The organism is Nonomuraea sp. JJY05 (assembly GCF_043496855.1).
Lineage (GTDB): Bacteria > Actinomycetota > Actinomycetes > Streptosporangiales > Streptosporangiaceae > Nonomuraea.
This window is the reverse complement of sequence record NZ_JBIEIS010000018.1, coordinates 65,340-84,424: the sequence shown is the minus strand read 5'-3', so window position 1 is coordinate 84,424 and position 19,085 is coordinate 65,340. Positions and strand designations below refer to the sequence as shown.

The following is a 19,085-nucleotide window of genomic DNA, read 5'->3' as shown; positions in this document are numbered from 1 at the left end:
CACGCAGCATGCTGCGGCTGGGCATGCCTGCGCTCTACGGTCAGTCGTGCGTGCCTGCGGCGGCTGGATACGCCCGGGAGCCAGGCTCTTGCCCTTGGTGCTCGCGTGCTGCGGCTGGGCGTGTCTGCGCTCTACGGTCAGTCGTGCGTGCCTGCGGCGGCTGGATACGCCCGGGAGCCAGGCTCTTGCCCTTGGTGCTCGCGTGCTGCGGCTGGGCGTGTCTGCGTTCGATGGTCATTCGTGCGTGCCTGCGGCAGCTGGATGCGGCGGGGAGCTTCGGCCTTGCCCCTGGTGGTCGCGTGCTGCTGCTGGAGGCGCCCGCGAGCCATGGCCCATGCCCACAAGGGCGGCGGGAACTGGCGGCCGGGCAGCGAGACGACACCGACCGAAGGCGCCTGCACCGCGCATGCCGGCATCGCGGCTCTGGTTTGCTTGGGGCCAGTCACGACCGGCGGGCGACGGCCCGCCTGAACCGTCGCCAGCGAGCCTTACGGCCTTCGCACAGGCCAGAAGCCTCCCTTCGGGCAACGCCCCATTCCGGGGCAGAGGCCTCGCCGCCGACAGCCCTCTCATCCACAAGCTCACCAAGACGGTCCCGCCTATCCACAGAACCGCATTCGAGAGCTCATGACCAAGCCTTCTCCCGGCACCCTGATCCCAGATCGCGGGCAGCCGGCCCGCCGCATTGGGAGGCACGGGATGAACGACATCTACATCACGCTCACCGGCAACGTCGCAGCAGAGCCGAGGCAGTACAGCTTCGATGACGGCAGCAGGGTCACCTCGCTGAGGGTGTTCTCCTCACACCGCTACTTCGACAAGAAGGCGGGGCAATGGGTGGACGGCGACAGGGTGTGTTTCACGGTCCGCTGCTGGCGGACCTTGGGCGACAACGTCGCCTCCTCCATCCGGGCAGGACACCCTGTGGTGGTCTCCGGCAAGCTGCGCATCCGCGAGTTCGGCCCGGAGGGTGATCGCCGCTTCGTGCCCGAGATAGAGGCCAACGCGGTCGGGCACGACCTGCGCTGGGGCACCGGCGCCTTCACCAAGCCGGACCGTGCCGGGATCACCTCGATGAGCAAGGAGATGCGCGACCGCCTGGACGAGGAGACCCGCGACTGGGCCATGGGCACCCGCAGCTTCCGAAACCTCCCCCGATCCGCCTCCACCCCCGAATCCAATCCCTTCCACGCCCTGAGCGCCGACCAGGACTTCCCCCACGCCTCGGGATCGGACGACCCGGCACACACCCTGGCCTCCGAGCCCGACCCCTTGCGGACAGGAGAAGCCACCAGCACTGCAGGCTCCTCCGAAGGTGAGGACAACCCCATGCGCTCCGCAGGGGAGGCGAGCAGCACAAGGCACACCCTGGGCACGGGAGACCACACGGTCCGCTTCCTGGGCCCTGAGACCGACGAGACCACGAGCAAGGTGGACGCCGACGAGGAAGACGGCGACACCGAAGAGCCTTTGCTGGAGGAACGAGCAGCGGCGTAGAAGCACGCGCAGGGGCACCGATCGGCCAACCGGTGCCCCTCCCACCCACGGGCGACGCCGCCCGGCCAACGCCTGCCTGGACCCCAGCGGCGCGCCGCGAGACCCAGCACCAGCGATATCAAGAGCATACGAGGGAGAGGAGAAGCCCCTCGAACGGATGACATTGAGAGCCAGTCCTTGGAGCAGGCCGATAGGGATGCCTTCGAAGGGGCGGCTCGACTGAAGAAACCGAAGAGGAGCAGTTCCCCGGAGAGCGGGCCGTACGGCGTAACCACAGAAGGCGAGGTCTTCGTGAGCGCAGCCACGACAGAAGAGGCAGGGGAAGCCTTTCTGCGGGAGTCGCTGGATGCGGAGCTGCGGCAGTGGCGCCGCCGTGGCAGAGCGACAGAGGAATCCCTCCCACGTGAGCTGCGACGGCCCTATTCCCGAGATGGGACGTTCTCGCGGAGTTGCTGTCGTAGAACTCCCAGGCGGGGAGCTTTCCCCGTGAGCTGCGACGGCGCCATCCCGAGACGTGAGCGTCCTCGCGGGTGGAGCAGCGGCGGCAGAAGCGACAGATGCGGGGCCTTTCCGTGTGAGCCGCGACGGCACTATCCCAAGGCGGGAAGGCCCTTGCGAGTGGAACTGCCGTGGCAAAAGCGACACAGGGGAATCGTGATTGCAGCTGCGGCGGCAAGCGGCAGAGGGGAAGCCCTCGCGTGAGCTGTGACGGCAGAAGCTGGAGAAGGGCAAGGCCCGGGCATGTGGGGGGCCAGAGCCGCGACCGGAGAAAGCGGACGAGGTTCTCAACGCGAGAGGGTGCGACGGGCAGGGTCTCGGAGCGGTAGATGAGCGAAGGGGAAGCGGGCGAAGACTGTGGTGGAGGGGAAGGAGGGGGGAGGGGCACCGGCCGTGGCTCCCGTTTGACTGGCACCCCCGAGGGCGGCCGATGGTGTGTTGTCCGCGGCAGATGGCTAGAGCCTCTGTCAGGTCCAGGTCACGCCCCGCACCATGGCTGCTCCTTTCCGGCACGGCTGTCCAACACGACCCACTCGCGGCATGAGCAGGTGTGTGTAGTCATTGCCAACGTATCCGTTCCCATCGCACATCGCACACTCCGCAATTATTGTGTTACACATCGTTAGTCAGGGAGGAGACGAGATGGCGGCGACCAGTCACGCCTCGATCGGGTCTCGCGACGGTGTGTCAACATTGGCCGACCGCTGGCCGTTGCTCGGGCAACGTCGCCCGCTCGTGATCTATTTGTGTGCGATCGTCGCTCTCGACTTTGCCGCGATCATGGTGTTCGCGGTGACCACTGTCTTTCAATGGTGGGACCTGATCACGTTCGGTGCTCTCATGGCGTGCGGCGCGGTCTGCATCGAAGCCAGTCGGCGGCTGGGCATGCCCGCCGGCGTCTCGCGAGACCTGCTGTCGGCCTGGTGGCTGCCGGTTGCGCTGCTCCTGCCGCCGCTTTACGCCATCTTCGCGCCGATCGTTCTGCAGATTCTGCTCCAGGTGCGCGTGCGCGCGACCGTCCTCTACCGGCGGGTGTTCAGCGCGGCCGCCATCGGTCTGGCCGGGTGCGCGGCGTCCGTCACGTTCCACTGGGTGATCGAGGACCCGTGGGTGCTCTCGCTCGGGAGCGGTCCGCCGATCCTTTGGGCGGTCGGGGCGGCTGTGCTGTTCTCCTTGCTCAACATCGCCCTCATCGCCATCGCCGCCCACACCGCAGACCCCGACATGCCGTGGCGGGAGGTCCTGTGGAACAGGGAGAGCGTGCTGCTGGACATCGTCGAGCTCTGCCTGGGGGTGACGGTCTCGATCTGCTGCGGACTCAACCTGGCCCTGCTGATCTTGACGCTGCCTCCGGTGGTGCTGCTGCAGCGCAGCCTCCTCCACGCCCAGCTCCAAGCCGCAGCCCGTACGGACGCCAAGACAGGCCTCCTGAACGCCGCCGCCTGGCAGCGCGAGGCCGACACCGAAATCGTCCGGGCCCGCCGGACGGGGGAAACGCTGGCGCTCCTGATCATCGACATCGATCACTTCAAGCGTGTCAACGACGCCTACGGACATCTGGTCGGCGATCAGGTGCTGGTGGGGGTGGCGTCCACGTTGCGCAGCCAGCTGCGGGACTACGACGTGGTGGGTCGGTTCGGAGGCGAGGAATTCGTCGTTCTCCTGCCTGGCGCCGACATCCATGAGGCCCGCCAGGTGGCCGAACGCCTCCGAACCCGCATCGGCCACATGGCCATCCCCGTCGAAGACGCCCTCGTCAGGGTGACCATTTCGGCGGGGGTCGCGTTGATGAGCGTGCACGGAGACGACCTGATCGACCTGCTGGCGGCCGCTGACCTGGCGCTCTACCGGGCGAAGGAGCTGGGCCGGGACCGTGTCTGCATTCCCGTCGTCCAATCGCCGCCTCCTCCACGCTCCCTCCCCAGCGACGATCACAACTCCTGACCTCCTGAGCCCCCTCGGGTTGCCGCCGGCCCTGGCTACGGATGCCGGCTCTGCGCACGCCGACACCCAGAGTTCGAGGCGCTCCCATCGCCGATGGCCGTGTCCGGCGGGCGCCGTCCACATGGACGTGCGACGTACGGGGCCGCTATTCCCGCAAAGGCGCGGTGTGCGGCGTCCTGCCTGCGCAGACGTGCGGTTCGGCGTGCTGCTTAAGCGGACGTGCGGTGTTGGGGTGCGGTTTGAGCGGACGTGCGGTGTTGGGGTGCCGAGCGGACGTGCGGTGTTGGGGTGCCGAGCGGACGTGCGGTGTTGGGGTGCCGAGCGGACGTGCGGTGTTGGGGTGCCGGCGGCCCGTCTGGGCGCGACCAGGCGGGCCGGCCACGTGGATGCGGTGTGTTCGCGCGCTGGCTGCCCCCGTCGGTCCAGCGTTGAGGTGCTGTTCGCGATCGAGCCCGGCATCCGAGCCATGCCTGCACCCGATGGCCCATGCCCAGGGCGGCGTTCTGGATGCCCGAGGGGATGTCGTGCGCGTGCCTCAGGTGTAGGTGTAGGTGTAGGTGTGGGCGGGGCATGGCGCCGCGTCCGCAGGGGTTTCTCGCCCTTGGTGCTGCCTTGTCCGTACGTCGGGGGTGGGGGCCTTGCCGTGGAGGCGTGGGTACTGCCTGGTCTTTCGGGTCTTACCGGGAGGAGCGGCGGAAGCCTGGGTGGAGAGCCCCTAAGCTAGAGGGCATGCCGGAGTACATCTATACGCTGCAGCGCGTGCGCAAGGCGCACGGCGACAAGGTTGTCCTTGACGACGTCACGCTGTCGTTCCTGCCCGGAGCCAAGATCGGCGTTCTCGGCCCGAACGGCACCGGAAAGTCGACGCTGCTCCGGATGATGGCCGGCCTGGAGCAGCCGTCCAACGGAGAGGCCAGGCTGATGCCGGGCTTCACAGTGGGCATGCTCCAGCAGGAGCCGCCGCTCAACGAGGAGAAGACCGTCCTCGGCAATGTGCAGGAGGGTGTCGCCGAGACGATGGCGATGCTCCAGCGCTACAACGAGATCGCCGAGCAGATGGCCACCGACTACAGCGACGAGCTGCTGGAGGAGATGGGCAAGCTCCAGGACCAGCTCGAGCACCGCAACGCGTGGGACCTCGACAGTCAGCTCGAGCAGGCCATGGACGCGCTGCGCTGCCCGCCGCCCGACGCCGAGGTGTCGAAGCTGTCCGGCGGTGAGCGTCGCCGGGTCGCGCTGTGCAAGCTGCTCCTCGAGGCCCCCGACCTGCTGCTGCTCGACGAGCCCACCAACCACCTCGACGCCGAGAGTGTGCAGTGGCTGGAGCAGCACCTGGAGAAGTACGCCGGCACAGTGCTGGCCGTCACCCACGACCGCTACTTCCTCGACAACGTCGCGGGCTGGATCCTGGAGCTCGACCGCGGCCGCGCGTACGCGTACGAGGGCAACTACTCCACCTACCTGGAGGCCAAGGCGCAGCGCCTCAAGGTGGAGGGACAGAAGGACGTCAAGCGGAAGAAGCGCCTGGAGGACGAGCTCGAGTGGGTTCGGTCCAACCCGAAGGCCCGCCAGACCAAGAGCAAGGCCCGACTCCAGCGGTACGAGGAGATGGCGGCTGAGGCGGACAAGTTCCGCAAGCTCGACTTCGACGAGATCCAGATCCCGCCTGGCCCGCGCCTGGGCACCACGGTGATCAAGTCCAACGAGCTGACGAAGGGCTTCGGCGACCGGCTGCTGATGGAGGGGCTGACGTTCGACCTGCCGCGTAACGGCATCGTCGGCATCATCGGCCCCAACGGCGTCGGCAAGACCACGCTGTTCCGCATGATCACCGGTGGTGAGACGCCTGACACCGGCTCGATCACCGTGGGTGAGACGGTCAAGATCTCGTACGCGGACCAGAGCCGCGGCGGCATCGACCCGAACAAGAACGTCTGGGAGGTCGTTTCCGACGGGCTCGACCACATCAAGGTCGGCAACGTGGAGATGCCGTCCAGGGCGTACATCGCGGCGTTCGGGTTCAAGGGGCCCGACCAGCAGAAGAAGGCGGGGGTGCTGTCCGGAGGCGAGCGCAACCGGCTCAACCTCGCGCTCACCCTCAAGCAGGGCGGCAACGTCCTGCTGCTCGACGAGCCCACCAACGACCTCGACACGGAGACGCTGTCGTCGCTGGAGAATGCGCTGCTCGACTTCCCGGGCTGCGCGGTGATCACCTCGCACGACCGGTGGTTCCTCGACCGCATCGCCACCCACATCCTGGCGTGGGAGGAAGGCTCGAACTGGTTCTGGTTCGAGGGCAACTTCGCCGACTACGAGAAGAACAAGATCGAGCGGCTGGGCGCCGACGCTGCCCGTCCGCACCGCGTCACGTACCGGAAGCTCCACCGCGACTGATCTGATCCGCACGCGCTCCGCCGTTCCCGAGGGAACCCCCATCGTGTACGGCGGGGCGCGGGTAACGTCGCCTGCCGCACGAGGCCGGTGGCCGGGTGGTGTACCGGTGCCGGGATCGTCGGTCGGTCCGGTGGTGGACGGTTCCCTGGGACAGGACGGACGCCAGGTATGCAGCGCCGCTCGGCCGCAGCGTTCGTTCAGGTATCGACGGGGACGTGGGACAGGGCAGCGAGAGATTCCACGAAGAAGTAGATGACCCGGAAGAACGTCAGCACGTCGCCGGGTTCCAGGCGTAACCCCCGATACATCACCACCCGTCCGGGATCGGCTCCCTCGCACAGCTTCTGCCACGTCGACTCCCCGGCCGCCGGCACATAGTCGGCGTCCGCGGGGTCGGAGGCGATCGCCGCTTCGGCGCACTTGCCGTCCTTCCAGTCAGGACCAGGTACGTCCCTGTCTCGCGGACGCCCAGCGCCCACGTGGCGGTGTAGTCCGCGCGAGCGCGGTCGATCCAGTTCCAGCACGCCGGCAGCACGCCCTCCTGGGAAGGCCCCGTGTCCACGGCGGCGCGGACGGCTTCGGCCCACTCCGGGGTGAAGAAGCGCATGCGTCAGCCTCCGGCGAGCTATGGTTCGATGCGGCCGACCATGTCCTGGATGTCCGGAGGAAGCGCGACGCCCACGTCCACCAGCTTCATGTGGAGCTGGCGGATCACGAGGCGCCTGACCTGCCCTGGTGACCAGCCCAGAGACTCGAGGGCGAGCCTGCGGCTGGTGGCGCCGTTGATGGCGAGGATCGTACGGAGCGTCTCGTGGATCTGGAGCAGCAGCCGCGGATTCTCCTGCACCGAGTCGCGCAGGAATCGCATCCCGAACGCCCCCGAACGTCTCCGACACGTGTTCGAACGACGCGTCCAGCACATCCTGCACCGAGTCGCCTGGCATGCCGACCACTTCGCGGTAGAAACGGTCGAAGCACACCGTGTGCCGGCCTCGTCCTCGATCTGGCTGGACATGTAGATCTTGGACTCCTCGGAGCCGCCCAGCATGAACACCGGCAGCTCCACCTTCACCTGCTGCTGCCCATGGTGGAACCCCGCGGAGATCCCGGCGAACGCGTCCCGTTCCTCCTACGACAGGTGCTCGCGCCAGTCGACGATGTCCTGGGCGAAGTCCGGCTCGTAGACGTCCCAGCGCTGGCGCGGGTAACGCTTGTACAGCTCGGTGTAGTCGGGCAGCCGTTTCAGGTGGCGGTGCACGTACGCGAGCACGTCGTCGATGTCGAGGTGACGGATCCCGCGCAGGTCGGAGTCGCGACGTCGGACAGTTCGGTCATCCTTCGGCCTCGCCGAGGGCGACAGTGACGGGCGTGCGGGCGGGCCGGCGCCACGGCCCGTTGAACATGACGATCGCAGGGATGAACAGGACAAGACAGCCAAGCGCCACGAACAGCCACGTCTGCCAGCCCGTCGCCGCGACGACTCGCGGGATGACCAGCAGCCCGACCACCGCGATAGCTTTGGTCAGGAACCCGAACAGCCCCCACGCCGTGCCTTGCAGCCGCGGGTCGGCGTCCTCGGCGTCCTCCGAATAGTTGGCCATCCAGGGTGCGTACGCCACTCCGAGCGAGCCGCCGAGCAGCGCGCCGACCACCATGAGGGTGCCGGTAGAGACGCCTTCCTGGCCCAGGGAGGCAGCGAGGTAGGCGGTGACGAGCACGGCGGCGATGGTTCCGCCGAGGGAGAACGGCTTGCGCAGCTGAGTCCGGTCGGACAGGCGGCCTGTTACGATCAGCGTGAGCAGATTGAGACTCCAGAACGCCGCCATGATCGTCGAAGCCTGAGCACTGCTGATACCGAGCGCATCGACCAGCATCGTCTGCCCGAAGAGCGACAGCGTGATGTAGAGCACCAGCCACAGCGAGATGCCGATGACGTGCGCCCAGATGTTCCGCCTGGTAAAGAGCGAGCGCATGCGCGCCGGCCGCCCGAGATCCACGACCTGAGCCGCCGCCTGCTCGGTGTGCTGGATCCGGGCCCGCAGCTCGGGAGACAGGTCCGCGATGTTGAGTGCGATGACCGCCGAAATGACGAGCGAGAAGCACCCCATGATGACGAACTGCGAGCGCCACGAATCGTTGAAGATCGGCAGAGTCCAGCCCGCGATGGTTGCAGCCAGGAAGTTCGCGCCGACGGGTCCCCACGTCCAGAAGCCGAACGCCTGAGCCCGACCCAGGCGCGGTGAGAAGTCCCTGATCAGCGGCGCGGTGCTGGCCATGGCCACACCGTCCACGAATGCCAGCACAATCCTGGCGATCAGCAGGTCGCGCGGGCTGTGCACGAATGTCATGGCGAAACAGCACACGGCCGTCAGGCCCATGAGCGGGATGAGCAGCCGCACCCGGCCGAGCCGGTCGGTGAGTCTGCCGCCCAGGATGGAGGCGATCGCCCCGGCCACCGCCGCGGCGCCCGACACGGCGCCGTACGTGGCCAGCGACATGTGAAGATCTTTCAGAAGGAGAGGTACGACGGGTGCGATCTGCCCTTCGTAGGAGCCGATCAGGATGGCCAGCACGGCCATCGTGAGGATCTTCATGCGGCGGGCGCCGGTCGGGTACTCGTCGAGCTCGCGGACGTAGGACAGCCTCATGGCTTGCCTTTCTGTGGGCTGGACCCCCGTCAAGCGTTCTAGAAGATGGCTCTAGAATTCTTTTCTGTGATGTTGCTCCTCACGGTGTCTGTCGTCAAGGGTGAGACGTTCATCCCTGACTAGAATCGAATTCTAGGATTCCCTGGAGTAAGGAGTCGTGTCTTGGATCTTGAACTCGACGGCCTCGAAGTCTCCTTCGACCACACCACGGGCGGGGGTTCGACATGGGGGAGCGGCCGGATGGGCTGGGGATCTCGCGGTCGATCACCGAACGGGTGGCTTTTGTTGGCAGGATCGTGAGTGTTTAACCTCCACGGACTCCAGGTCGTTGCCCAGCGTTTCAGCGAAGTCGGCGATTCCGGTTATGAGCTCGGGCCACCGCCTCCAGGGCCACCGCCTCCAGGGCCACGGCTTACTGCTGACCAGAATTGAATTCTAGAATTAGCTGGTTATACTCTGCTGCGTGGCACGTAAGTCCTCGTGGGAGTGGAGCCGTACGGCTCAGACTCGCAAAACCATGCTGCAGGCGGCTCGCGAGGTCTTCGGCGAGCACGGCTTCGCCGAAGCAAGCGTCTCCGAGGTGGTCGCCCGCGCCGGCTCCAGTGTCGGCAGCCTCTACCACCACTTCGGGGGAAAGACCGAGCTGTTCCTGGCCCTGTACGAGGACCATCAGGCGGCGCACGAGGAGGCGTCGGCCGCCAGCGTGGCCAAGGCCAAGAAGGCGGGCGTGGATGATCCCGTCGAGTTGCTGATCGCCGGGGCCCGTGCTTACCTCGCGGGGGCCTGGGATCGGCGCGATCTGGTGCGGCTCTTCATCGATGGGGACGGGCCGCCGGGGTTCGAGCTGATTCGCCGTACGCGGGGGCGGGAGTGGGTACGCCAGAACGCGGTGTTGTTGGGGGCTGGGGGTGATCCGCTCGATCGGTTCACCGTGGCCGTGCTGACCAGCATCATCGGAGAGGCGGCCCGGGAGGTCGCCACCGCGGACACGCAGGAGGAAGCGCAGGAGGTCATCGAGGCGGCGATGACCCTGATCCGCCGCCTCGACCCCCTCAAGGTCCTCGAAGAAGGCTGATCAGATCGTGCCGGTTGGCTCCCCGACCGGACGGGTGTGCTGGGTATCGGGGCCGATGGGCTCATTGGGCGCGTTGGGTGGCGAGGCTACGGGTCGCGGGGCGGCGGGTGTGCTGGCGGGAACGGGCAGGGCGCAAACGCGCAAGGCGGGTTGGCAGGCGCGCTGAGGAGCGGTCAGTGCGGGTGGCGCACCTGTTGGGGGAGTGGTAGCCAGTGGCGGGTGCTGGGGAGTGCGGAGTGGATAGCCGGTGTGCCGGGCAGCGAGCGGACGGGGCGATAGGCGGGCCGGGTGGTGGGGATATCGGACACCAGGCGGGTCGGGGACTTGAGTGGATCCGGCAGGGAACGGGCGATGGTTACGCTGAGTAATCGGCGTTTGCTTGAGTGGGTGGTTGCCTAGGGTGGGGCCGGGGCCAGTTTGGGGTTGTGACGCTACCGCGCGCCCGCGTGGCGGTGTGGTCGGGTGGGAGGATGGTGGCCTGGCGGTGGTCCTGGGTCAACGGTCCCGTGGTGCTTGGTCGTCCTGAACAGCACCTCCACCAACGTGCCGCGCAGGTGCACTCTGATCACGGCGTCCCACTCGTCGGCGGTCATTTGACCAGCGTCCGGTCCCGCAGGATGCTCGCGTTGTTGACCAACACGTCCAGGTCGCCGAAGCGGTCGACGGCCGTCTGCACCAGGTGCTGGGCGCCGTCGAAGTCGGAGACGTCCTCGCCGTTATTGACAGCCTCTCCGTCCCCGGCTCGATCTCCGTCCCCGGCTCGATCTCCGTCCCCGGCCTCGATCTCCGTGTCCGCGTCGGTCGTGTCCGGCCTGGGCCGTGTCCGCCTCCGCCGTGTCCGGCCTCCGCCGTGTCTGCCTCCGCCGTGTCCGCCTTGGTCGTGTCCGCGTCGGCTGTGGTTGCGGAGGTGTCGGTGTCGTCGGCCTCCGCAGCCCAGGTTGTTGATCACCGCCTTCGTCCCTTGCCAGGCGAACTCGAGCGCGCCAGCACCCGATCCCCGCCCGCTCCTTGCTGGCCGAACTCGAGCGCGTACCCGCGCCCGATCCCCCGCCTGCCCCGTGACGATCGCCACGCGGCCTTCGACGATCCCGCTTACGCGACACCCCCAACTATGAGAATGGACCTCGCGCAAGGACACCTGACCCGGCCAGGTACGGTGGCGGACGTGGTTGAACGCTCCCAAGCCCAGCGGCACGTATACCTGCGAACGGTGAGATTTGCCGACATCGATTCCCAAGACCATGTGAACAACGTGCGCTTCCTCGACTACCTCGAGGACGCCCGGTTCGGCATGTTTCACATTGATCCGTACAACGCGGGCGAGGAGCCGTTCAAGGGCCTGGTGGTGACCCGCCACGAGATCGACTACCGTCGTCCCCTCGGCTTCCGCGCCGAGCCGGTGCGGGTCGAGACGTGGGTGACCGAGATCAGGTCGGTGCGGTTCACGATTCAGTACGAGATCCGCGACGACACCGACGTGTACGTCACCGCCACCTCCGTCCTCGCGGCCTACGACGTCGAGCGGGCGGCACCGCGCAGGCTCACCGAGAACGAACTGGCCTACCTCAAACGCTTCTCGTGAAGCGGTGGCTGATGCTGGCGCTGGGCGTCAACGCGCACACCAGCGTCACCTTAGGACTCGGCGGCCTGCCTCTGATCCTGCCCGAAATACAGCGACATTTCGAAGTTTCGTTGCCGGTCGCGGGGATCATCGCGAACGCCCCGGCCATCGGCATCCTGTTCGCGCTGGTCGCCTGGGGCGCGCTGGCCGACCGGCACGGCGAACGGGTGGTCCTGGGCACGGGCGTGGGTTTGGCGGGGCTGCTGTTCGCCGCGGTCGCGTTGGTCGACCGGACCTGGGCGGTGGTCGTGCTGCTGGCCCTGGCGGGTGCGGCGGGCTCGGCCGCGCTGGTCGGCGGCGGACGGATCGTGCTGCGCTGGTTCGAACCGCCCGAGCGCGGCGTCGCGATGGGCGTGCGCCAGGTCTCCTTCACCCTCGGCATGGCCATCGGCGCCTTCGTCCTCCCGCCGGTCGCGCGGGCGCACGGCCTGACCGGTGTGCTCTCCGTCTGCGCCACCGTCAGCCTGCTGGCCGCCGTGCTGGCCGCGCTCTTCCTGGCTGAACCGCCGCGTACGATCTCCGGTCCGGGCACCACGCCGGCGGGCACGCCGTACCGGCAGCCCGCGCTGTGGCGGGTGCACGCCACCAGCGCCCTGCACGTGGTGCCCCAGATGGTGGTCAGCACGTACGGCGTGACCTGCCTGGTGCACCTGTACGGCTGGGACAGCGTGGCGGCCGGGCAGTTGTTCGGGGTGGCGGCGATCGGCGGGGCGGCGGTGCGCATCGCGGCCGGGCGCTGGTCCGACAGGACCGGCCTGCGCATGCGGCCCCTGTTACTGATCACGAGCGCCACCATCGGTGTGCTGGCGCTGCTGGTCGCCGGCACGCTCACCGGCGGCTCGTTCGGACCCGCCATGCTCGCTCTGGCCGCGGTGATGACCGTGGCCGGCAACGGGCTCGCCTACCTCGCCGCCGGCGAGCTGGCCGGACCCGCCTGGGCCGGCAGGGTGCTGGCCACCCACAACACCATCCAGAACACCGTCTCCCTCGTCATCACACCGCTCGCCGGCGTGCTGATCGAGCACGCCGGGTTCTGGGCGGGGTTCGCGGGAGGCCTGGCGTGCGCTCTGCTCTCGCTCCCCGTCATCCCCTTCCGCGGAGAGCGTTCGCGGAGGCCATGACTCGGGCCGGGGCCACACCGCTGCTGTCGTCCCTTTCCGCGGCGAGCGCCCGGAAAGGTCGTGACTCGCCGGGGCCACACCGCTGCCGGTCGTCCCTTTCTGCGGCGCACGTTCGCGGAGCTATGACTCGCTGGGGCCACGCTGCTGCTGGTCGTCCCTTTCTGCGGCGAACGCCCGGGGACGTCGTGGGCCCATACCGCTGCCCGTCGCCCTTTCCTGCGGCGCACGTTCGCGCAGGCTATGACTCGCGCCGGAGCCACACCGCGGTGTCGGGTGGCAAAAGGCCGCGTTTGAGCGGACCGCTCGACAGCAGCACGGTGTCGTGCTCCGGCAGAGCCACCGCCCGGAGCCCGCAGTTGATGGCGCAGATCAGCGGGCCGCGGGTGAAGAAAAGCACACCCTCGGGTGAGTCCAGCCACTCCAAGGTATAAGGAATTGCTCCGACCAGGTCACGGCGGCAGGCCAGGGCTCGGCGGTAGAACTCCAGCGTCGAGCCGGCGTCCCCCTCCTGCTTCTCCACGCTCAGCTCCGCGAACGTCGCCGGCTGCGGCAGCCACGGCTCCACCCCGCCGGGAGAGAACCCGTGGGAGGGCGGGTCCACCGTCCAGGGGATCGGCACCCGGCACCCGTCGCGCCCCGGCAGCTCGCCCTTCGACTGGAAGAAGACGGGGTCCTGCCTGGCCTCGGCGGGCAGGTCGGTCACCTCGGGCAGCCCCAGCTCCTCGCCCTGGTAGAGGTAGGCGGAGCCGGGCAGGGCCAGCATCGTCAGCAGCGCCGCCCTGGCCCGCGCGAGCCCCGTGCCGGGGTCGGCGGTCCCGTAGCGGGTGCGGTGGCGTACGACGTCGTGGTTGGACAGCACCCACGTGGCGAACGGCACGGCGGCCAGAGTGTCGTCGATCACCTTCTTGAACGCCGTCGGCGACCACGGCGCCTGCAGCCAGGCGAAGTTGAAGCTCTGATGGAGTTCGTCCGGGCGCACGTAGAGGGCGAGGTCTTCGGAGCTGTCCGTCCAGACCTCGCCCACGGCCATCCGTTCGCCCGGATAGCCGTCCAGCAGCCGGCGCCAGTCGCGGTAGACGCCGTGCACCTCGGGCTGCCCCCACACCGGCGAGACCGACTTGAACGACTGGTCGCCCACGTCGGGCAGCCCTTCGGCCTTGTAGAGCCCCATCGCCACGTCGATGCGGAACCCGTCGACGCCCCGGTCCAGCCAGAACCGCAGGATGTCCAGGAACTCGGCGTGCACCTCGGGATTGCGCCAGTTGAAGTCGGGCTGCCCGGGAGCGAACAGATGCAGGTAGTACTGCCCGTCCGCCACCTGAGTCCAGGCTGGTCCGCCGAACGTGGACTGCCAGTTGTTGGTGGTGTCGCGGAAGATGTAGCGGTCGCGCCGCTCGCCCCGCAGCGCCGCCTGGAACCAGGGGTGCTGGGAGGAGCTGTGGTTGGGCACGATGTCGACCAGCACCCGCAACCCGTGTTCGTGCGCCTGCGTGACCAGCGACTCGAAGTCGGCCAGCGTGCCGAACAGCGGATCGACACCCCGGTAGTCCGCCACGTCATAGCCGCCGTCGGCCATGGGGGAGGGGTAGAAAGGCGTCAGCCAGATGGCGTCGACACCCAGCCGCCGAAGGTACGGCAGGCGCTCGCGCACCCCGGCCAGATCGCCGACGCCGTCTCCCGAGGCGTCGGCGAAGCTGCGAACGTAGATCTCGTAGACGATGGCATCACGCCACCAGGGGATATCCATGTGGCGTGTCATGCCCGCTATGTCGGGGAGTTCACCAGGCTGTGGGCCGCGTAGACCAGATAGTCCCAGAGCCTGGTCTCCAGCTCTTCCGGCAGGTCGAGCGAGTCGACCGCGTCACGCATGTGCCGCAGCCAGGCGTCCCGCTCCGGCTCGCCGATCACGAACGGCATGTGCCGCATGCGCAGCCTCGGGTGGCCGCGCTGCTGGCTGTAGGTGTTGGGCCCGCCCCAGTACTGGATCAGGAAGCCCCGCAGCCGCTCCTCGGCGCCCTCGAAATCGGACTCCGGATAGAGCGGCCGCAGCAACGGGTCTTCGGCGACCCCCTCGTAGAAACGGTGCACGAGGCGCCGGAAGGTCTCGTCACCACCGACGGCGTCGTAGAAGGAGGTCTCACTCACGTTCTCAGCCTATGTGGTCGCGACCATGGGGATACCGGCGGAGTCGAGTGCGGACTTGACCCGGAACCTGAGCTCCCTGGACACCTCGGCCTGCGCCGAGGGCAGCGTCTTGGCGGTGATGCGGAACACCAGCGAGCTGTCGGACAGCTGCTCGACGCCGAACACCTGCGGCTGCTCCACGATCTTGGTCTCGCGGAACTCGCCGTCGGCCCAGACCTCCTCGGCCACCTGCTCAAGGAGCACCCGCACGCTCACGATGTCCGCGTCGTAGGCCACCGGGACGTCCATGTAGGCCCGCGACCAGCCCTGCGACTCGTTGCCGACCCGGGTGATGGTGCCGTTGCGGACGTACCAGACGCGGCCGTCGACGTCACGGAGCCTGGTGACGCGCAGGGTGACCGCCTCGACCGTGCCGACCGCGGCGCCGGCGTCGATCACGTCGCCCACGCCGTACTGGTCTTCGAGCAGCATGAACATGCCCGCGATGAAGTCCTTGACCAGCTCCTGAGCACCGAAGCCGATGGCCACGCCGAGGATGCCGACGCTGGTGAGCAGGGGGGCGATCGGGATCGTCAGCCGGTCGAGCACGGTGAGCACCGCGGTGCCGAGGATGACGATGGAGGCGACGTGCTTGAGCACCGAGCCCATGGTCTCGGCACGCTGCTTGCGCCGCTCGTGCAGCAGCGCGTCGATGCTGTCGGGGACGGCGTTCTTGCGGAACCTGCTGGTGAGCGAACCACCCGTGGCCGCGCGGTTGACCACTCTCGTGATGACCCGGTGCGCGACGTTGCGGAGCACGAACGCGAGCACGAGGATCAGGACGATTGTGATCAGACTAGCCACCAAGGGCGCCCAGGTCGCATTCTGGAACATCCCGACAAGGGTAGAGCAAATGCCCGCCGGGTCGTTCTCGCAGCTCCCAGCCATTTGCTGGGTCAACTTCTCGAAGTCCAACTGAGAAGCAGGCGGTTGCGACGCTGTCACCAGCAGTAACACTGGGTAGATCCCCCTCCGGAAGCGGTTCGGTCGGCTGCTTTGGACCGATTCGATCCAAAATACCGCCGACTGGACCGCCCGCCGTCACATCACGCCGGGGAAGACGGGGACGCCTGCTCTCTGGGCCGCGGAGGGAGAGAGCGGACGCTCCGATGACGGACGGCTCGGAACGGGACGCGCACCCGGAAGCGTGTCCCGTGCCGGTTCCGGGAGGGATCCCCCGAACACCCGCCCGGAAGACCGGGCGGGTGGCTGTGGACAGGCGCGGCATGCGAGACCGTGCCTGGGGCCGGAACCGGCGGGGCGACCAAGGGCTCCGGCATACGGGAGTCCCTCCGCACCGGCCACCCCGCCGGCTCCGTTGACGCCGCCGTGGGTGCGGTGAGCCGTGGTGGCTGCGCTCCACCCGGGTCACCGCTTTGTCACTCGCCCACGGCGGCCAGCACGCGCGCGACCTTCGTGGCCGCTCCAGCCGGGTCGTCGGCCTTGTGCATCCGTTCACCCCAGGACCAGCAGTACCACCAGTCCGGTACGTCGGATGCGCTCGTCGACCGACAGGTGACGTTCTCCGACAGGCTCGTCGCGTTCGGGTTGATGACCCGAGCGAACGTCCGCCCGCCCTGAGTCTGGACCACTCTCGCGAGCAACCCGTGAGCGTCGAGTTCGGACACGAGACGCTTCAGATGCTCGAAGTTGTCGTCCCCCACCTTTCGTCCCCTCCTCATTGGGAATCTGGCTGGTGGGCCAAACATGGCTCATGTCAACGGCGGGCGCAACGCCGGTACCCCGGTCACGGGGAGTTGCTTCTCCCTCGTGGGATGTAAGAAACAGTCCCTCGGAGGACGATCCTTATCCGTAGGCTTGATGCCGGGCGTTTTCAAGCTGACGACATTGGTTCACACTCTTGGGTAGGCGCACAGCTACATGGACGCTACGCTGAGTCACCAGTTGAGGACCGGTCGAGACACGCGCGAGAGGGGCCGGGATGTCCGGCAGACAGCACAGGGAAACGGAGATCGCACGGCGGATCAGAGCCAAGGGCCTGGCCGCCGGGCGCACTTCGGCCCAGATAGCTGACGAGATCCATGAGCAGTGCACTCCGCAGTTCGGCACCAGCCGCGTCAAATCCCACCGTCTTTCCTACGGCATCGCGCTCGCGGACGTCATCGAGCAGATCAGAGCCCTGTTCGAACGCGACAACAAGGCGATGCCCGGCATCGGGGAGACCCTGCTGTCGGCCTACGAGAGCGGGCTCAAGCGCCCGGGACCCGAATACATGCACTACCTGTGCACGGTCTATCGGGTGGAGCCGCTGGAGCTCGGTTTCGACGGGCCGTGCATCTGCGGCCACGGGCACCGCACGCCGGGCGTGCCGCTCGGAGAAAGCGCGGAGCGGACGTTATTGCAGGCGGAGCGCGAGCTGACCGGGACGTCCCCCCCGGAGCCCGAGGCCGACGAGGACGAGAACATCCTCCGGCGCACCATGCTCAACCTGCTCAATCCGGGGACCAGCGTCGCCACCGAGCTCGACGGGCCGGTGCTCGGCGCGTGCGAGGGCATCAGGCGCCGGATGGACGAGACGCTCGTCTCGGCCACGGTGTCGGCCGCGATGCTCGACCAGTGGGAAGAGGCCACGCAGAGCTTCGGCCGCCAGTACACGACGACGGCCCCGCTGCGCCTGCTGTGCGACGTGATGCTCGAGATGAGCGCCGTACGCGCGGCGATGGCCCGCCGTCAGCCCATCGACCTGCAGGACCGCCTTCTGCGGATGGCGGCTCAGCTGGCGGGGCTGAGCGGCATGATCATGATCAATCTCGGTGACCACCGGCTGGCCCGCTCCTTCTTCAGGACGGGGCGCACCGCGGCCGACGAGACGGGCGACCGCGCGCTGCGCGCGTGGATCACCGCCCGCGAGTCGCTCGTCCCGCTCTACTTCGGGGACGCCCGGGAGGCGCTCAACCTGGCGAAGAAGAGCCGCGACCTGGCCGGCGCCATGCCCTGCCCCGCGCAGGCCATGGCACCGGTCGTCGAGGCGCGGGCGCTGGCCATGCTCTCGGGCGCCGAGAACAAGAAGGAGATCGTCGACCAGGCGAAACGCGCGTTGGCCAGGGCCAGGAACGCCTTCTCCCACATGCGGCCCGAGCACCAGGAGGACATGGCCTTCGGCTACACGGAGAAGCAGCTCTACTTCTACCAGGGCGACGTGCTCACCAAGCTCGGCCAGACCCTCGAGGCCGAAGTGGTGCTCGACCAGGCGCTGGAGAAGTACGAGGACCACATCCTCGACCAGACGCTGATCCGGCTCGACCAGGCCCAGTGCCGCATGATCGACGGGGAGTTCGACTCCGCGCTGGACATCGGCACCAGAGCACTGCGCATGCTCGGCGACGAGTACATGACCGATTTCATCATGCGTCCCGCCCTGGCGCTCGAACAGGCGATCACGGCCCGTGACGCGAACAACTCGAAGCTCGAGGAGTACAGGGCCGAACTGCGCCGGCCGAGGGTCCCAACGAAAGGGGGCGGTGCATGAACTTGGAGATCCGGCGCTATCGGTGGTCCGATCTCGACACCATCCTCGCACTCCACCGGATCTCCCTCGCCGAGGTGGGACTGGTGCCGGGCGACGGCGTCTACTACGACGACGACTTCCCGCGCATCCAGGAGATCTACCTGGGCTGCGGCGGTGACTTCCTGGTCGGCGAGGCGCGCTCGCGGGTCGTCGCGATGGGCGGGCTGAAACCCGTCGACACGGCCACGGCCGAGATGTGCCGGCTGAGAGTGCACCCTGAGTTCCAGCGGCGTGGCTTCGGCGCGGCCATGCTGCTCGCACTCGAACGACGCGCGGTGGAGCTCGGCTTCGAGCGCGTCAGAGGAGACACCACGCTCAACCAGGAGGCCGCCCTGGCGCTCTACGAGCGAGAGGGATGGCGCGAGCTCTCCAGACAGCGGGTCGGTGACCACACTGTCGTGTACCTCGAGAAGCGCCTGGCCCCTCCGGCGGTCGTCGAGCGCTGAGAGCCTCCCGGCGTACGGCCCCACCTCACCCCTCCTGGGGCCGCTTCCTCCCCCTCCCCGGTGATCTTTCCCGGGCTCCCGGCGTGACTTTCCCGCCGACCTTCCTTCCGTCACCCGCAGTACGCGGC

16 protein-coding genes are annotated in these 19,085 nt (G+C 68.0%); 8 read left to right on the top strand and 8 right to left on the bottom strand.

The features are described 5' to 3' along the window. Window positions 1-699 precede the first annotated feature (699 nt). The 3 genes from ACFKCF_RS28075 (at window position 700) to ettA (ending at window position 6,333) form a co-directional block, all read left to right on the top strand. On the top strand, window positions 700-1,497 hold the full coding sequence (locus ACFKCF_RS28075; RefSeq protein ID WP_394498117.1) for a single-stranded DNA-binding protein: 798 nt from the start codon (window positions 700-702) through the stop codon (window positions 1,495-1,497). Window positions 1,498-2,787: 1,290 nt separating this feature from the next. Further along, a complete protein-coding gene (locus ACFKCF_RS28070; RefSeq protein WP_394498115.1) occupies window positions 2,788-3,939 on the top strand; it encodes a GGDEF domain-containing protein in 1,152 nt (383 codons plus the stop codon). Between the two features lie 729 nt (window positions 3,940-4,668). Next, window positions 4,669-6,333 (top strand): energy-dependent translational throttle protein EttA, encoded by a 1,665-nt coding sequence (ettA, locus tag ACFKCF_RS28065; protein WP_394498114.1) that lies wholly within the window; start codon window positions 4,669-4,671, stop codon window positions 6,331-6,333. A 197-nt stretch (window positions 6,334-6,530) separates the two neighbouring features. Here the strand turns inward: ettA and ACFKCF_RS28060 are convergent, their stop codons facing one another. The 4 genes from ACFKCF_RS28060 to ACFKCF_RS28045 form a co-directional block, all read right to left on the bottom strand. After that, window positions 6,531-6,812, bottom strand: coding sequence for a hypothetical protein (locus tag ACFKCF_RS28060; protein WP_394498113.1), 282 nt, complete (start codon window positions 6,810-6,812; stop codon window positions 6,531-6,533). 146 nt (window positions 6,813-6,958) lie between these two features. Next, entirely contained in the window at window positions 6,959-7,201 is a 243-nt protein-coding gene (locus tag ACFKCF_RS28055) for a hypothetical protein (protein ID WP_394498111.1), read from the bottom strand. 261 nt (window positions 7,202-7,462) lie between these two features. Next, a complete protein-coding gene (locus ACFKCF_RS28050) occupies window positions 7,463-7,603 on the bottom strand; it encodes a hypothetical protein (protein ID WP_394498110.1) in 141 nt (46 codons plus the stop codon). Between the two features lie 61 nt (window positions 7,604-7,664). After that, complete coding sequence (locus ACFKCF_RS28045; RefSeq protein WP_394498109.1) at window positions 7,665-8,981, bottom strand: MFS transporter; 1,317 nt, start codon at window positions 8,979-8,981, stop codon at window positions 7,665-7,667. A 463-nt stretch (window positions 8,982-9,444) separates the two neighbouring features. Between ACFKCF_RS28045 and ACFKCF_RS28040 the strand changes: the two genes are divergently transcribed. The 3 genes from ACFKCF_RS28040 to ACFKCF_RS28030 all read left to right on the top strand — a co-directional run bounded on the left by ACFKCF_RS28040 (window position 9,445) and on the right by ACFKCF_RS28030 (window position 12,798). Next, entirely contained in the window at window positions 9,445-10,056 is a 612-nt protein-coding gene (locus ACFKCF_RS28040; RefSeq protein ID WP_394498108.1) for a TetR/AcrR family transcriptional regulator, read from the top strand. A 1,117-nt stretch (window positions 10,057-11,173) separates the two neighbouring features. Beyond that, the gene (locus ACFKCF_RS28035) at window positions 11,174-11,638 is read left to right on the top strand and encodes an acyl-CoA thioesterase (RefSeq protein ID WP_394498319.1); all 465 of its coding nucleotides are present in this window, start codon (window positions 11,174-11,176) and stop codon (window positions 11,636-11,638) included. Beyond that, complete coding sequence (locus ACFKCF_RS28030) at window positions 11,635-12,798, top strand: MFS transporter (protein WP_394498106.1); 1,164 nt, start codon at window positions 11,635-11,637, stop codon at window positions 12,796-12,798. The genes ACFKCF_RS28035 and ACFKCF_RS28030 overlap by 4 nt, the downstream gene beginning before the upstream one ends. 238 nt (window positions 12,799-13,036) lie before the next feature. Here ACFKCF_RS28030 and ACFKCF_RS28025 read toward each other — a convergent pair whose 3' ends face one another. The 4 genes from ACFKCF_RS28025 to ACFKCF_RS28010 form a co-directional block, all read right to left on the bottom strand. After that, window positions 13,037-14,545, bottom strand: coding sequence for a glycoside hydrolase family 13 protein (locus ACFKCF_RS28025; RefSeq protein WP_394498104.1), 1,509 nt, complete (start codon window positions 14,543-14,545; stop codon window positions 13,037-13,039). Between the two features lie 17 nt (window positions 14,546-14,562). Continuing rightward, window positions 14,563-14,943, bottom strand: coding sequence for a globin (locus tag ACFKCF_RS28020; protein ID WP_185067323.1), 381 nt, complete (start codon window positions 14,941-14,943; stop codon window positions 14,563-14,565). 9 nt (window positions 14,944-14,952) lie between these two features. After that, complete coding sequence (locus tag ACFKCF_RS28015; RefSeq protein WP_394498103.1) at window positions 14,953-15,816, bottom strand: mechanosensitive ion channel family protein; 864 nt, start codon at window positions 15,814-15,816, stop codon at window positions 14,953-14,955. 545 nt (window positions 15,817-16,361) lie between these two features. Further along, on the bottom strand, window positions 16,362-16,646 hold the full coding sequence (locus tag ACFKCF_RS28010; RefSeq protein WP_394498102.1) for a hypothetical protein: 285 nt from the start codon (window positions 16,644-16,646) through the stop codon (window positions 16,362-16,364). A 278-nt stretch (window positions 16,647-16,924) separates the two neighbouring features. Here ACFKCF_RS28010 and ACFKCF_RS28005 point away from each other — a divergent pair, with 278 nt between their 5' ends. Continuing rightward, on the top strand, window positions 16,925-18,472 hold the full coding sequence (locus ACFKCF_RS28005; RefSeq protein WP_394498100.1) for an XRE family transcriptional regulator: 1,548 nt from the start codon (window positions 16,925-16,927) through the stop codon (window positions 18,470-18,472). Beyond that, the gene (locus ACFKCF_RS28000; protein WP_394498098.1) at window positions 18,469-18,957 is read left to right on the top strand and encodes a GNAT family N-acetyltransferase; all 489 of its coding nucleotides are present in this window, start codon (window positions 18,469-18,471) and stop codon (window positions 18,955-18,957) included. Before ACFKCF_RS28005 ends, ACFKCF_RS28000 begins: the two co-directional genes overlap by 4 nt. The last annotated feature ends 128 nt before the right edge of the window (window positions 18,958-19,085 follow it).

Coding starts and splice junctions, on each gene's coding strand:
- ACFKCF_RS28035 (WP_394498319.1), top strand. CDS start 11,174: ATGGACCTCGCGCAAGGACACCTGACCCGGCCAGGTACGGTGGCGGAC.
- ACFKCF_RS28075 (WP_394498117.1), top strand. CDS start 700: ATGAACGACATCTACATCACGCTCACCGGCAACGTCGCAGCAGAGCCG.
- ACFKCF_RS28005 (WP_394498100.1), top strand. CDS start 16,925: ATGTCCGGCAGACAGCACAGGGAAACGGAGATCGCACGGCGGATCAGA.
- ACFKCF_RS28025 (WP_394498104.1), bottom strand. CDS start 14,545: ATGGATATCCCCTGGTGGCGTGATGCCATCGTCTACGAGATCTACGTT.
- ACFKCF_RS28055 (WP_394498111.1), bottom strand. CDS start 7,201: ATGCGATTCCTGCGCGACTCGGTGCAGGAGAATCCGCGGCTGCTGCTC.
- ACFKCF_RS28000 (WP_394498098.1), top strand. CDS start 18,469: ATGAACTTGGAGATCCGGCGCTATCGGTGGTCCGATCTCGACACCATC.
- ACFKCF_RS28045 (WP_394498109.1), bottom strand. CDS start 8,981: ATGAGGCTGTCCTACGTCCGCGAGCTCGACGAGTACCCGACCGGCGCC.
- ettA (WP_394498114.1), top strand. CDS start 4,669: ATGCCGGAGTACATCTATACGCTGCAGCGCGTGCGCAAGGCGCACGGC.
- ACFKCF_RS28015 (WP_394498103.1), bottom strand. CDS start 15,816: ATGTTCCAGAATGCGACCTGGGCGCCCTTGGTGGCTAGTCTGATCACA.